General features: G+C 53.4%; 12 protein-coding genes. 8 read left to right on the top strand and 4 right to left on the bottom strand.

Going from position 1 to position 14,409, the window contains the following annotated elements; genetic code table 11:
• Nucleotides 1–14: 14 nt before the first annotated feature.
• Nucleotides 15–902 (bottom strand): N-acetylmuramic acid 6-phosphate etherase, encoded by an 888-nt coding sequence (locus P8T57_RS19060; RefSeq protein ID WP_341364026.1) that lies wholly within the window; start codon nucleotides 900–902, stop codon nucleotides 15–17.
• Between the two features lie 266 nt (nucleotides 903–1,168).
• Between P8T57_RS19060 and P8T57_RS19055 the strand changes: the two genes are divergently transcribed.
• From P8T57_RS19055 to uvrA, 7 genes are all read left to right on the top strand, one after another.
• Nucleotides 1,169–2,059 carry a BadF/BadG/BcrA/BcrD ATPase family protein gene (locus P8T57_RS19055; protein ID WP_341364025.1) on the top strand — a complete coding sequence of 297 codons (891 nt, stop codon included), beginning with the start codon at nucleotides 1,169–1,171 and terminating at the stop codon, nucleotides 2,057–2,059.
• The gene (locus P8T57_RS19050) at nucleotides 2,056–2,817 is read left to right on the top strand and encodes a GntR family transcriptional regulator (RefSeq protein ID WP_007089609.1); all 762 of its coding nucleotides are present in this window, start codon (nucleotides 2,056–2,058) and stop codon (nucleotides 2,815–2,817) included. The genes P8T57_RS19055 and P8T57_RS19050 overlap by 4 nt, the downstream gene beginning before the upstream one ends.
• A gap of 48 nt (nucleotides 2,818–2,865) precedes the next feature.
• A complete protein-coding gene (locus tag P8T57_RS19045) occupies nucleotides 2,866–3,909 on the top strand; it encodes an SIS domain-containing protein (RefSeq protein ID WP_341364024.1) in 1,044 nt (347 codons plus the stop codon).
• Nucleotides 3,909–5,045 (top strand): N-acetylglucosamine-6-phosphate deacetylase, encoded by a 1,137-nt coding sequence (gene nagA, locus P8T57_RS19040; RefSeq protein WP_341364023.1) that lies wholly within the window; start codon nucleotides 3,909–3,911, stop codon nucleotides 5,043–5,045. Before P8T57_RS19045 ends, nagA begins: the two co-directional genes overlap by 1 nt.
• A 43-nt stretch (nucleotides 5,046–5,088) precedes the next feature.
• Nucleotides 5,089–6,156, top strand: coding sequence for a Gfo/Idh/MocA family oxidoreductase (locus P8T57_RS19035; RefSeq protein ID WP_341364022.1), 1,068 nt, complete (start codon nucleotides 5,089–5,091; stop codon nucleotides 6,154–6,156).
• 20 nt (nucleotides 6,157–6,176) lie between these two features.
• Nucleotides 6,177–7,256 carry a class II fructose-bisphosphate aldolase gene (fbaA, locus tag P8T57_RS19030; RefSeq protein ID WP_341364021.1) on the top strand — a complete coding sequence of 360 codons (1,080 nt, stop codon included), beginning with the start codon at nucleotides 6,177–6,179 and terminating at the stop codon, nucleotides 7,254–7,256.
• A 190-nt stretch (nucleotides 7,257–7,446) separates the two neighbouring features.
• On the top strand, nucleotides 7,447–10,275 hold the full coding sequence (gene uvrA / locus P8T57_RS19025; RefSeq protein WP_341364020.1) for an excinuclease ABC subunit UvrA: 2,829 nt from the start codon (nucleotides 7,447–7,449) through the stop codon (nucleotides 10,273–10,275).
• A gap of 22 nt (nucleotides 10,276–10,297) precedes the next feature.
• Here uvrA and P8T57_RS19020 read toward each other — a convergent pair whose 3' ends face one another.
• Entirely contained in the window at nucleotides 10,298–11,278 is a 981-nt protein-coding gene (locus tag P8T57_RS19020) for a hypothetical protein (protein WP_341364019.1), read from the bottom strand.
• 186 nt (nucleotides 11,279–11,464) lie between these two features.
• Between P8T57_RS19020 and trmFO the strand changes: the two genes are divergently transcribed.
• Nucleotides 11,465–12,811: a methylenetetrahydrofolate--tRNA-(uracil(54)-C(5))-methyltransferase (FADH(2)-oxidizing) TrmFO gene (gene trmFO, locus P8T57_RS19015; protein ID WP_341364018.1), complete on the top strand. Its 1,347-nt coding sequence runs from the start codon at nucleotides 11,465–11,467 to the stop codon at nucleotides 12,809–12,811.
• Nucleotides 12,812–12,848: 37 nt separating this feature from the next.
• Here the strand turns inward: trmFO and P8T57_RS19010 are convergent, their stop codons facing one another.
• Both P8T57_RS19010 and P8T57_RS19005 read right to left on the bottom strand, forming a co-directional pair.
• Nucleotides 12,849–13,415, bottom strand: coding sequence for a hypothetical protein (locus P8T57_RS19010; RefSeq protein WP_083379358.1), 567 nt, complete (start codon nucleotides 13,413–13,415; stop codon nucleotides 12,849–12,851).
• Nucleotides 13,416–13,557: 142 nt separating this feature from the next.
• A complete protein-coding gene (locus P8T57_RS19005; protein ID WP_341364017.1) occupies nucleotides 13,558–14,403 on the bottom strand; it encodes a phytoene/squalene synthase family protein in 846 nt (281 codons plus the stop codon).
• Between the last annotated feature and the right edge of the window lie 6 nt (nucleotides 14,404–14,409).

The raw sequence follows: 14,409 nt of genomic DNA, 5'->3' as shown, positions 1-14,409 counted from the left end.
TATCCCTGCAGATGTCAGTCCTTATACTCAAGCGCTGCCCGGAGATTTCCGTTAAACATCGCAAGAATTTCTTTGGCTTTCCCGGTCTCGTGCCCTTTGGCAATCAGGACCGCGATGCGGATATCAAACTGTGCTTTTTCAAGGGCGCTTTCGGCATTCCGCGCATCGCAACCAGCAATATGCCCCGTAATGCGGATGGCGCGATCATGCAACTTGATGTTTTCGGCACGCATGCCGACCATCAGATTATCAAAAAGTCGCCCTAGCTTGCTCATGACAAGCGATGAAAGGATATTTATGGCAGCCTTCTGCGCGGTCCCTGCCCCCATCCGGGTTGAGCCAGCGATAACTTCGGGCGCGCTATCAAGAAAAATACCGCACTCTGCCGTCGTCAAAAGTTTGCCATCAGGGTTATTGCAAAGACCAACGGTGTAAGCACCGCGCTCGCGGGCCAGTTTAACGGCGCGCAATGTATAAGGCGTAGAGCCACTAGCCGCGACGGCAATGACCGCGTCACCTTCACCTATGCGATGTCGGGTAATTTCATTTTCGGCTGCTTTGGTATCGTCTTCAGCGGAATTGAATACACCCGGCTCGCTTTGTAAACCGCCTGCCAACATGACAATGGTCATGTCTTCGGGCCAGCCAAAAGTTCCGCCAAGTTCCTTGGCATCCTGCCAGGCCACCGTGCCGGAAGTTCCAGCACCAACATAAACGAGACGCCCGCCGCCCTCCAGGCGACGTGCTATCCCGTTTGCGGCTATTGCCATATCCGACAGGACCGGCCCCAGCGATGCGACCGCGCGCATCTGGCCTTCCCACAAAGCCATAAGGAAATCGGCGTCGGACCACCGATCCAACCCGGCAAAGCGCATATCAAATTCTTCAGTGCGTGATGCCATTTTCCAATCTCCCTCCATCAATTAAATACCATTATGATACCAGCAAGGCAAGGCACTTCCTGAACGCACCCCGAAATTTACTCAGATTCACCTCATATTTCACTTTTTTTCAAATAGATAATAGGTGATTTCAATTTATCACCGGCAGCGCCATCCTTATCTACATGATGCCAAAATGGGACCGAGAACAGCATTAGTGGATTTATATTGGTATTGCTTTTCAAGATACCACTCTGCTATGATCCCTTCAGTTAGGGATGGTCGGAATGCAAAACGCACAAAAAGAAAAGCTCTACCTTGGCATTGATGGTGGCGGTACGCGCTGCCGGGCGCGCATTGTCAATAGCGCGGGTGAAACCCTCGGTGAAGCCATGCGCGGCGGGGCAAATACCCGCCTTGGCATAAACCACGTCTTTGGTGAAATCATTGCCGCTGCGACCATGGCACTCAAGGAAGCAGGCCTTTCCGAAAGCCGCATTTCGGATTTGCACGCAGGACTTGGACTGGCCGGTTTGCCGTTGGAGCGCGAACGCAAACTTGCCGAATCCTATAAACATCCGTTCGCCAGTGCCTGTTTTGCGACCGATGCCTACACTGCATGCCTTGGCGCACATGATGGTGCTGACGGGGCCATATTGATTGTTGGAACCGGTACCTGCGGACAGGCGATTGTCGAGGGTCGTGAATTGGCACTTGCTGGTTGGGGCTTCGAGATTTCTGATATCGGAAGCGGCGCCCGTATTGGCCGGACGGCGATTGAAACCGCCCTGCTTGCCCACGAAGGTTTGGCGGTGTCATCCGAACTGACTCGCGCCGTCATGAAACATTATAACGACAATCCAGAAGAAATCGTCGCTTTTGCCGAGAAAGCCCGACCAGCTGATTATGGCGCATTCTGCCCAATGGTATTCGATGCCGACAGCCATGGTGACTCGACTGCTGCCGCCATCATTGATGTTGCTGTAACCGCAAATCGCAATATTCTGCACAAGCTTCAGGAATTCGGCGCGAAACGGCTGAGTTTGATGGGCGGCCTTGCCGAGCAGATGGCCAAACGCATGCCTGACGATATCCGGTCCGATCTGGTTCCGGCACAAAACGATGCCCTGCATGGGGCAATCCTGATGGCTAGGAAATATCAAAAGGTGCATGCATGATCAGTACAGCAGACGTCATCGCAAGCCTGCGTGCCCGGGACATCGAAAATATCGGTCATGGCCCGCTGTATCGCCGCCTGCAAACGGCAATCAAGGCCGTTATCGATGATGGTATCCTGAAAGTCGATGACGCCCTGCCAAGCGAACGCGATCTAGCTAATGAACTTGGTATTTCACGCGTTACCGTACGAAATGCCATGCGTGCCCTTGTAGAAGAAGGCGTCCTTGTACAGCGTCACGGCGCAGGCACATTTGTCGCCCCGCGCGTTGAACAGGCCCTTTCGCGCCTGACATCCTTTACCGAGGATATGATCACGCGTGGTATGAAGCCCGGTGCAGTCTGGATTGAAAAAACCCTCGGTCATGCCTCGCCCGAAGAAGCCATGGCGCTTAATCTTTCGCCGGGTACAGAAGTAACAAGGTTGCGGCGTTTACGTACAGCCAATGACAAACCGATGGCTCTCGAATACGCAGTCGTGCCACGCGCCTTCCTGCCAAGCCCGGATGAAGTCGAAAAGTCGCTTTATGATGCGCTGGCAAAATACGGCAAAAAGCCTGAACGCGCTCTTCAACGTCTTCGGGCTGAACTGTTTGATGGCGAAACGGCAAAAATCCTTGGCGTACCTGATGGCTGTGCCGCCCTTTATATCGAACGGCGTTCTTTCCTTGCCAACGGTACACCGGTCGAATTCACCCGTTCCTATTATCGTGGCGACAGTTACGACTTCATCGCCGAAATGCAAGTTGATGCGCGCTGAAAATGATCGCGTCGCACGTCGCCCCAAAAGTTTGAGGAAACACTCGATATGAGCACGCGCTGGACACCCAAAACCCAGATGGGTCGCGAACTGGCCGAAGCCCCGGCCATCGTTGCCAAGCAGCTTGATCACAACAAGACTGCAATTGATGCTCTGGTCGCGGACCTGCGTGCCAACCCGCCAAAATTCGTTGTGACGTGCGGGCGCGGCAGCTCTGATCATGCAACGCTTTACGCAAAATATCTGATTGAAAGCCAGCTTGGCATTCCGGTCGTATCTGCTGCCCCATCGATCGTCTCGATATATAACCGGTCTATCGCCAGCAAGGACGCCTTGTTTATTGCCGTCTCCCAGTCGGGCAAAAGCCCGGATCTGGTCAAGAATACCGAGGCCGCCCGTGATGCCGGTGCCCGCACCGTAGCATTGGTCAATGTCGTTGATTCCCCGTTGGCCAATACGGTTGACCATGTCATTCCGCTGATGGCAGGCCCTGAAATCAGTGTTGCCGCGACCAAATCCTATATCGCAACATTGTCTGCCATCGCACAGATCGTTGGGGGATGGACCCGGGATCCGGCCTTTAACAAGGCACTTTCCACCCTGCCCGTGTCACTGGAAAAGGCACTTGGCAAGGATTGGCTTGATGCTGCCGATGCGATTGCAAAATCAAACGGTCTTTATGTGATAGGCCGTGGTCCTGCCTTTGCCATTGCACAGGAAGCCGCGCTTAAATTCAAGGAAACCAGCAGCCTACACGCCGAAGCTTTCAGCGCGGCCGAGGTAAAGCATGGCCCGATGGCACTGGTAACCAAGGACTTCCCGTTGCTGGTATTTTCCCAACAGGATGCATCGCGCGAAAGTGTCGAGGGTTTCCTCGAAGAAATGCGGGCGAAAACCAATAATCTGTTCGCCGCCGAAACCGGTCACACTGATATCAAGGGCCATCTTCCGGTGGTCGAGGATATCCACCCGCTTATGGCCCCCATCGCAATGATCCAGACATTCTATACGCTCGCAGAATATGTTGCGCTGGAACGTGGTTGCAATCCAGATGCGCCACCACACCTGTCCAAAGTAACGGAGACGCACTGATGACCGATTTTGCAATCACCAATGCGCGCGTTTTTGACGGCACCGATTTCCAGTCCGAAAAAGCCGTCATTGTTCGCGGCGGGAGGGTCAATGCGATTGTCGAAAACCGCCATATACCTGAAAATATCTCGGTGATTGATGCGGGAAATCAGATACTTGCGCCCGGCCTTGTCGATGTTCAGGTCAATGGTGGCGGCGGTGTGTTGCTGAATGACGAACCGGATGTCGACGGTATTCGCGCGATCATGGCTGCCCACCGTAAATATGGCACCACGGCCATGCTGCCGACCCTAATCACCGATCACCGTGATAAAATGGAAGCCACGATAACGGCCGTCACCGATGCGATCAGTCAGGATGTGCCGGGCATTGTCGGCATCCATCTGGAAGGCCCGTATCTGAATGCCGAACGCAAAGGCGTGCATGACGCGAACATCATCCGCCCGATGGAAGATGACGCGATTGATCTTCTGACCCTCCTTCCCAATGGCCGTATCCTGGTGACCATGGCCCCGGAAAAGGCCGCCAAAGGCACAATTAAAAAGCTGGCTGATCGTGGCGTTCTGGTTTGTGCCGGTCATACTGCGGGCACTTATAACCACGTACAGGCTGCCATTGCCGAAGGCATGCGCGGCTTCACGCATTTATTTAATGCCATGAGCCCAATGACCCACCGTGAACCCGGTGTTGCCGGTGCGGCGATGGCCGATGACAGCACCTGGTGCGGATTGATCGCTGATGGCTATCACGTACATCCGGCCGTTCTGAAGGTTGCCATTCACGCCAAGGCCAAAGGCAAGATCATGCTGGTGACCGATGCCATGCCAACAGTCGGGGCTGACGAAAAACGCTTTGTTCTGGGTGGCGAGGAAATCATTGCCACCGATGGTCGCTGCGCGCTGGCTGATGGTACATTGGCCGGATCGGACCTCGACATGATCGCCGCGGTTAAGAATTGCGTCGAAATGGTGGGCATCGATCTTGGAGAAGCCCTTCGCATGGCATCCCTGTATCCGGCCGCGTTCCTGAAACTTGACGATGTCATGGGTCGCATCGCACCGGGCTATCAGGCCGACATGATCCTGTTTGATGACGATTACAACGTCACTCGCAGCTGGATCAAAGGCGTAGAATAATCTCAATACAACAAAGCATTAAAAACTTATCAGGAGGCACAACATGAAGCCGGTTCGTATTCTTGTCGTCGGTCTTGGCAATATGGGATTATCGCATGCCAAAGCCTATCACGCGCTTGAAGGGTACGAAATCGTCGGACTGTGTACCCGTTCCGAAATCCCGGCAGAAAACCTTCCGGATGGTTTTGCCGCCTACCCGCAATTTACCGATTTTCATACTGCGCTGGCGGCAACAAAACCTGATGCAGTTTCGATCAACACATATACCGAAACCCATGCTGATTTTGCCATCGCCGCATTCGAAGCCGGGGCGCATGTCTTTATTGAAAAGCCATTGGCAGCTAATGCCGAGGATGCCGAACGTGTGGTCAATGCAGCCAAAAAGCACGGTCGCAAACTGGTGATCGGCTATATCCTGCGCCATCATCCGTCTTGGGCAAAGTTCGTTGAAGTTGCAAAGACACTCGGCAAGCCGCTCGTCATGCGCATGAACCTGAACCAACAAAGCAGCGGTGCTTTCTGGGAAACCCATAAACGGTTGCTCAACAGTGTTTCACCGATTGTCGATTGTGGTGTGCATTATCTTGACATGATGTGTCTGATGACCGGCGCAAAACCGGTATCGGTCAGCGCCATCGGCGTACGCCTGTCGGATGAAGTTGCACCGGAAATGTATAACTATGGTCAGTTGCAGGTGCGCTTTGATGACGGATCAGTTGGCTGGTACGAGGCCGGTTGGGGACCAATGATCAGCGAAACCGCCTTTTTCGTCAAAGATGTGATCGGACCGAAAGGCTGTGTTTCCATCACCGATGTTGAAGAAAAAGGTGCGGGTTCTGCCGATATCGATACCCACACAAAGACGAATGCCTTAAAGCTTCATCATGCTGCCACAGATGCAGCCGGAAAATTTACACAATCTGACGAAATCATCCGCACAGACGACGAGCCCGATCATGACGGCCTGTGTCTGCGTGAACAGCAATTTTTCCTAAAGTCTATAACGGAAAACCTTGACCTTACGCAGCATATGGAAGATGCATTGGGCTCCTTACGGATTGCCCTCGCTGCGGATCAGTCGGTACGCACGGGGGAAACAATAATACTCTGACCCCCAGGAGGAGTACCCACATGCCTTCCGTTAAACCCGGTGTTGTTACCGGTTCTGCCTATCGTGACCTTGTCGCTGCCTGCAAACAGGACGGTTACGCCCTTCCCGCCGTCAATATCACATCGTCCAGCACGATGAATGCCGCCCTTGAAGCCGCTGCAAATGCCGGTTCTGACATCATCATTCAGCTTTCGAATGGCGGTGCACAGTTCTTTGCCGGCAAGGGCATCAAGGACGCTGCAGCAGCCCGTGTCGTGGGCGCTGTTTCGGCTGCACGCCATGCCCAGCTGATGGCTGAATATTATGGTGTTGCTGTCGTCATGCATACCGACCACGCAAACCGGAAATTCGTTCCGTGGGTCGATGAAATGCTGAAATGGAGCGAAAAGGCCTATGCCGAGACCGGCAAGGCGCTTTACAGCTCCCACATGCTGGACCTGTCCGAGGAACCGCTCGAAGACAACCTGTCGACCTGCGAAGAGTTCCTCAAACGCATGTCGAAAATCGAAATGAGCCTGGAAATCGAACTGGGCGTGACCGGCGGCGAAGAAGACGGTATTGGCCATGACCTTGATACTAGTGTCGAGGAAATTGATCCACGTCTTTATACCCGCCCAGAAGAAGTCGAAGAAGCATACCGTCGCCTTGCTCCGCTTGGCCATTTCTCGGTCGCGGCGGCATTCGGCAACGTTCATGGCGTTTATAAACCGGGTAACGTCAAGCTTCGTCCGGAAATCCTTCTGGAATCCCAGAAATATGTTTCGGAAAAGCATAACCTTGGCGACCGTCCGCTAGACTTCGTGTTCCATGGCGGTTCGGGTTCGGAAAAAGAAAAAATCGAAGAAGCTGTCGGTTATGGCGTCTTCAAGATGAATATCGATACCGATACCCAGTTCGCCTATTCGCGCCCGGTTGGCGAATATGTCGAAGCCAACGCACGTGCGTTCAAGTATCAGGTCGATCCGGATACCGATCAGCCCTACAAAAAACAATACGATCCGCGCGTATGGGTCCGTGAAGCAGAACTTTCGATGGTATCCCGCCTCGAAGAAGCTTTCAAGGATCTTGGCGCAACCGGCCGGTCGGTTACCAAAGGGTGATCCTTTAGGATTGCAAAAGCATGTTCAACCCGCCGGTTTTTCCGGCGGGTTTTTTCGTGCATTGTCTTGCGCTGCGAAAAAAACAGACTACTCCTGACAGATACTGACAGGAACTGTCTGGGGTGCGCTTGCGTATCAGGTTTGGCTCCTCTATACCTTTTCCGAACATTACAGGAACAAAAGGCCCGACATGCTGACGAAAATTTCGGTTCGCGGTGCGAAAGAACATAACCTGCAAAATATCGATGTTGAACTGCCCCGCGATGCTCTGGTGGTCATCACTGGTCTGTCAGGGTCAGGCAAAAGTTCGCTGGCGTTCGATACGATTTATGCCGAAGGACAGCGTCGTTATGTCGAAAGCCTGTCAGCGTACGCACGTCAATTCCTTGAATTGATGCAAAAACCCGATGTGGAATATATCGATGGCCTGTCTCCTGCCATTTCCATCGAACAGAAAACAACATCGCGCAACCCGCGCTCGACTGTGGGAACGGTTACCGAAATTTATGACTATATGCGTCTTCTCTGGGCGCGCGTTGGCATCCCGTATTCCCCGGCAACCGGCCTTCCGATTGTCAGCCAGACCGTATCGCAGATGGTTGACCGCGTTATGGAAATGCCCAAAGGCACGCGGCTTTATCTGCTGGCACCGTTCGTTCGGGGGCGTAAGGGTGAATACAAAAAGGAACTGCGTGACCTTCGCACACGCGGGTTCCAGCGCGTCAAGATTGATGGCGAAATGTATGACATCGACGAAGCGCCTGAACTGAACAAAAAGCTAAAGCACGATATCTCGGTCGTGGTTGACCGTCTGATCGTCAAGGAAGGGATAGCAACCCGCCTTGCAGACAGTTTTGAAACCGCCCTTGAACTGACAGACGGTATCGTTCTGACCGAAGATGCCAAAACCGGGGAAACAACCGTGTTCTCGGCAAAGTTCGCCTGCCCGGTTTCCGGTTTCACGATTGAGGAAATAGAACCGCGCCTGTTCTCGTTCAACAATCCGTTTGGTGCCTGCCCGGCCTGTGATGGCCTTGGAACCCAGATGGAATTCGATCCGGAACTGGTCGTCCCCGATGAAGGCAAAAGCCTTGACGATGGCGCTGTTGCGCCGTGGGCCAGCACCACGTCGAAATATTATCTTCAAACCCTGCGGGCGGTCGCCAAGCATTTCGGTTTCAAGACCAATGTCGCATGGGAAAAGCTTCCGAAAACAGCACAGGACATCATTCTGTATGGTTCAGGTGATGAAGACGTCACGGTGACCTACGATGACGGTTCGCGCAGCTACAAGGTTGCCCGACCGTTCGAAGGCGTCATTCCCAACATGTCGCGCCGCTGGCGCGAAACCGACAGCCAGTGGGCACGCGACGAACTTTCGAAGTATCAGACGGTTTCAAGCTGCCCGACCTGCGAAGGCCATCGCCTGAAACCCGAGGCACTGGCCGTGAAGATCGACAAATCCACGATTTCGGAGATCACCGATCTTTCGATTGGCAAGGCCGCCGACTGGTTCCAGGCGCTTGAAGGCAAACTGAACGAAAAAGAAACCGAAATCGCGCGACGCATCCTGCGCGAAATCAATGATCGCCTGCGTTTCCTGCGGGATGTCGGGCTGGATTATCTGTCGATGTCGCGTACATCTGGCACACTTTCAGGTGGCGAAAGCCAGCGTATCCGGCTGGCGTCGCAAATCGGATCCGGCCTGACCGGGGTCTTGTATGTTCTGGATGAACCTTCCATTGGCCTGCATCAGCGTGACAATGATCGCTTGCTTGAGACCCTGAAACGTCTTCGAGATCTGGGCAACACCGTGCTTGTTGTTGAACATGACGAAGACGCCATTCGTGCCGCCGATTATGTCGTTGATATGGGCCCTGGTGCTGGTATCCATGGCGGTCGTATTGTTGCCGAAGGCACACCCGAACAGATACAGCAGAACCCGAACAGCCTGACCGGAAAGTATCTTGTCGGGGTTGAACAGATCGCCGTTCCCAAGGAACGACGCAAGGGTAATGGCAAATCGATCGCAATCAAGGGCGCACGTGCCAACAACCTACAAAATGTCGATGCCAAATTCCCGCTTGGCAAATTCATCTGTGTTACCGGTGTTTCGGGTGGCGGCAAGTCCAGCCTTGTTATTGAGACGTTGTATAAGGCGCTAGCCAAACGGATGCATAATGCGCGCAATCACCCCGGTGCCCATGACACCATCACCGGCATCGAACATATCGACAAAATCATCGATATCGACCAAAGCCCGATTGGCCGCACCCCGCGTTCGAACCCGGTCACCTATACCGGGGCCTTCACCCCGATCCGTGACTGGTTCTCGCAACTGCCCGAGGCCAAAACACGCGGTTACAAGCCCGGCCGTTTCTCGTTCAACGTCAAGGGTGGCCGTTGTGAAGCTTGTCAGGGCGATGGCGTGATCAAGATCGAAATGCATTTCCTGCCTGATGTTTACGTTACCTGTGATCAGTGCAAGGGTAAGCGATACAACCGCGAAACGCTGGAAATATCATTTAAAGGCAAATCGATATCTGACATTCTTGATATGACAGTCGAAGAAGGTGCCGATTTCTTCAAGGCCGTTCCATCCATTCGCGACAAGATGGAAACCTTAAAACAGGTCGGGTTGAGCTACATCCATCTGGGGCAGCAGGCAACGACCCTTTCGGGTGGTGAAGCGCAGCGCGTGAAGCTTGCCAAGGAACTGTCAAAGCGGGCCACTGGCCGCACGCTTTACATCCTTGATGAACCAACCACCGGGCTTCATTTCCATGATATCCGCAAGCTCCTGGAAGTGTTGCACACCATTGTCGATCAGGGCAACACGGTGGTTGTGATCGAACATAACCTTGATGTCATAAAAACTGCCGACTGGATCATTGATATCGGTCCCGAGGGTGGTGATGGCGGCGGCAAGCTGGTTGGTTGCGGCACACCAGAGGCCATCATGGCCAACGAGGAAAGCTATACCGGTAAATACCTTAAACGCCATCTCGGCCTGAAGTAATGTCTTAAAGCGAAGCGGGCACCTAGCCCGCTTCGACCCGATCTTCGACCCGTTTGACAAGAGCAGAGCTTAGCCGCTCGCTAAAGCCTGACAGGAATGCCAGCACCAGCACGATGGAAATCTGTTGCCCGGCACCAGAAATCGTTCCGATCTGATCCATGTCGGAAATATTGTGTAACTGATCCAGCGGGATCGGCAAAATACCGGCGCGCAGTGCCAGTAATACTATCAGGGCGAAGCAAAAACCAAGGCAGGGTCGAAACAGAAAATTGAAAAAAACCGACGCCGGCTCCATTTCCGCCCAGTCGACATCCTTACCCAACCGCATCATCATGCTTACCAGTGCCCCGATCGCACCGAAACTGCCGACAAAGAACAACAAATCATAACTGAACCCGAACAGTTTGCCGTGCCCGGCGCTGACGATCTGGTCGACGTGCAAAAACAGTATCACCGACACGACCAGCAATATCGGCGAAAGCGCCAGCGCAATTGCTGCCACCCGAAGCGAACGGAAAAAAGCCCGCTGTGTGTTATCAAGCTGTTCACGCCCGCCCGCCAGATCAGACAGATAACCATGCACAAATCCGTCCCGCCCTTGATTGAGCGCCAGCAACATGACGATTGCATCCGACGTTTTGCGCATTTGGGCATCGGCATCGAGCCCTTCATCCTTGCGCCACCAGCGCAAAAACGACCGCATGACAAGCGATGCGCGCCATCCCTGACGGGTGGCGACAACATAATCAATCATGTTTTCAACATCACTGCTGCCAAACTTGTTGGCGCCGATATCACCAAATGGAAAGGCAATCCGTCCGATGGTAGAGGCGGCAGTTTTGCGCGCAGATATGTTATCATCTCCGTCTGTCGCACCATCACCGCCATTTCCATCAGGCAAACAATCAATCGTCGTGCTCTGTCTGGATCGCCGGATTGGAACAAGCCCCATCACAGGGCAATGGGCCGGATCGTAACCATAGGGTCGATGCGGATAGCTCATGATGCCGTCCTTGTGATGGATGTGTCTGGTATCAGCGACGCAGCAACAGGTGGTTTGTGAATAATTTACGGTCACATAAGTGATATGCAGCAGCGAAATGGCGCAATTCACTTGAAATCAGGCCTCCTGCACCGCTATGTGTGTGCCAGAAAGTTTAATTCTGTTTTTGCTGAGGAGTTCGCAACCGTGAGCACGGTCAAACCTGTTCATATTATCGGCGCCGGTCTTGCCGGTAGCGAAGCCGCATGGCAACTGGCAGAGGCCGGCATTCCGGTTATCCTGCACGAAATGCGCCCTACCCGACCGACCGACGCACATCACACGGACAAATGTGCCGAACTGGTCTGTTCCAACTCGTTTCGGTCTGACGACAAGGAATATAACGCGGTCGGCCTGATCCATGATGAAATGCGCCGTGCCGGGTCGCTGATCATTCGCTGTGCGGACGCACACAAGGTTCCCGCCGGTGCCGCTCTTGCGGTTGATCGCGAAGGTTTCTCGCAGGCGGTAACCGAAGCGCTGATGAATCATCCTCTGGTCACCATGGAGCGTGGCGAAATTGATGGCCTGCCACCGGTCGAATGGGAAAGCACAATCATCGCAACCGGCCCGCTGACCTCAAGCGCACTGGCCGAAGACATTCGCAAGGCCACCGGCGAGGAGAGCCTTGCCTTCTTCGATGCGATTGCCCCGATCATCTATAAGGAAAGCATCGACTTTGACAAGGCATGGTTCCAGTCGCGTTACGACAAGGGCGATGGTAAGGACTATATCAATTGTCCGATGAATGAAGAGCAATACAACGCCTTCATCGACGCCCTGATCGAAGGTGATAAAACCGAATTCAAGGAATGGGAAAAAGATACTCCCTATTTCGATGGTTGCCTGCCGATTGAAGTCATGGCTGAACGTGGCCGCGAAACCCTTCGTCACGGCCCGATGAAGCCGGTTGGTCTGACCAATCCGCATGATCCGACCCGTAAGCCACGCGCCATCGTGCAACTGCGCCAGGACAATGCTTTGGGCACGCTGTACAACATGGTCGGTTTCCAGACGAAACTGAAATACGGTGCGCAGGCTGACGTCTTCCGCATGATCCCGGGGCTTGAAAATGCCGAATTCGCCCGTCTAGGCGGTATTCATCGCAACACCTTCCTGAATTCCCCACGTCTTCTGGATGCTACGCTTCGTCTGAAAGCCCGGACCGATATCCGATTTGCCGGACAGATCACCGGCTGTGAGGGATATGTGGAAAGTGCCGCTGTAGGCCTGATGGTTGGGCGTTTTGCTGCGGCTGAAAAGCAAGGCAAAACAATCCCGACACCGCCGCTTGCAACCGCCATGGGAGCCCTTTTAAACCACATCACAGGCGGTGCTGACGAAAGCACCTTCCAGCCGATGAATGTCAATTTCGGGCTTTTCCCGGAACTTGAACTGACCAAACGGGTAAAAGGCCGCGACCGCAAGAAGCTTTATAGCGACCGCGCTATTCCCTTGTTTGACGGATGGCTTTCAGACATCAACGCTGCATGAAACAAAGGCCGCATCATCCGATGTGGCCTTTTAAATTTCAATATTTGCTCTGGCGTTTGAGCTTTCCGGTGACATCGCGGATAGGTTCGCCATTTCGGAACCGTTTGAACACGAGATCCATATTGCCATCTGCATCCAGGCTGCGTTCATAGACCTGCATTTCGTAACCACCGTCATCCGTGATGTAAAGCGCATGAACGGTCAGGGTTTTTCCGACGATACGCGCCCAGACAAAAGGTTCACCCTGCAACGGGTCATTGGGAACACGTTTGCCAAACAGGCCTGTGCGCATCGCACTTCCATAAATGTCGGGCCGATCCGTGGTATAGAACTCGATACTCAGCGATACGTTTTTTTCGCGACCATCAGCCTTGTGAATTACCGTTGACCAATCAATGGTAAAGCCACGCCCGGTTTCCGTGATTTTCACGTCAAGATCGCGCGCTTTAAGTTCTTCCTCGGCGTTATAGATCGATGTCCCGTGATACTCGCCAACAAACGGGCCGATATTTCCCGCATGACAAGGCGCTGGCACAACAAGCCACATGATCAAAAGCATGCCAAACAGCCCCAAAGCTTTGATCGGCGCATGCAAATTCATCATGTTGGACCTCGTTATGTTCATTTCGTCCGCCCCGTTTGCCATCAGGCCCCCAGCGTCAAATAACGCTACCACAAGACTTTACGAAAATATTGTATCCATTACATCTATTTAGATGAGATTTCGCCAATATCCAGCTTAGCGCTCAGTATCGATTAAAAAATGCCTTTACCGTCAGTCGGAAACTGGCCGGGCGTGCAAGACCAAACTCGGCACTGAATGGATCAAAATCGGCCTTTTCAAGCTTGCGTAAATAACCATCAGCCAGCACCACCGGCAATGCCGCGGCCAATGCATTTGACGGCAGATATTTACGATACTTTCTGGCTTCCCTGATCCGGTTTTGCGCCAGTTCGGCAATCTCGCGCGTCAGTGCTTTGACTGTGTCTGTTTTGCGGAATTCAAAAATGTCGCCCTGCCCGACCCCATAATGTTCCATCCGATCATGAGGCAGGTAAAGCCGTTTTGCCCGACCATGGAAAACCATCGCGCGCAGAATTCCCACCAAACCATATGCATTCCCGGCCAGTCGGGCGGCGTGTCTGGCATCCGCCTCATCCACACCAAGCAGTTCGGTCGCCATCACCGCCAGATGCCCGGACGTCTGATCGATATAGTGATCGAGTTCAGCCTGATTTGCCGGCGCCTTATCGGCAAGGTCAAATTCACGCGCAGCTATCAGGGTTTCCAGATTACGCGCATCAAGCCGCCCGGACTGGATCACGACCGAGAGAGGTTCAACAACTTCATGCTTGCGGATTTTACCCTGCTCAATCTCGGCAAGGGTGTCACGCCACCATTGCAACCGGATATGGCCCAGCATGGTGTCGCTAACCATTTCGCGCGTTTTCGATACTTCCTGATTAAAGGCATAAAGCGTGAAAAGGCTTTCACGTTTCTCCGGACTTGCGAAAAGCGAACATAAAAACCGGTCCTTGTCATTTCGACGCACGTAATCGGCACAATAGGAAAGTTTTGGCGTGTCAGTCATCGCACG

Origin of the sequence: Thalassospira sp. SN3W, assembly GCF_038070535.1 — a bacterium.
Lineage (GTDB): Bacteria > Pseudomonadota > Alphaproteobacteria > Rhodospirillales > Thalassospiraceae > Thalassospira > Thalassospira xiamenensis.
The sequence above is the reverse complement of the archived record's forward strand: the minus strand, read 5'-3'. Positions and strand labels throughout refer to the sequence as shown.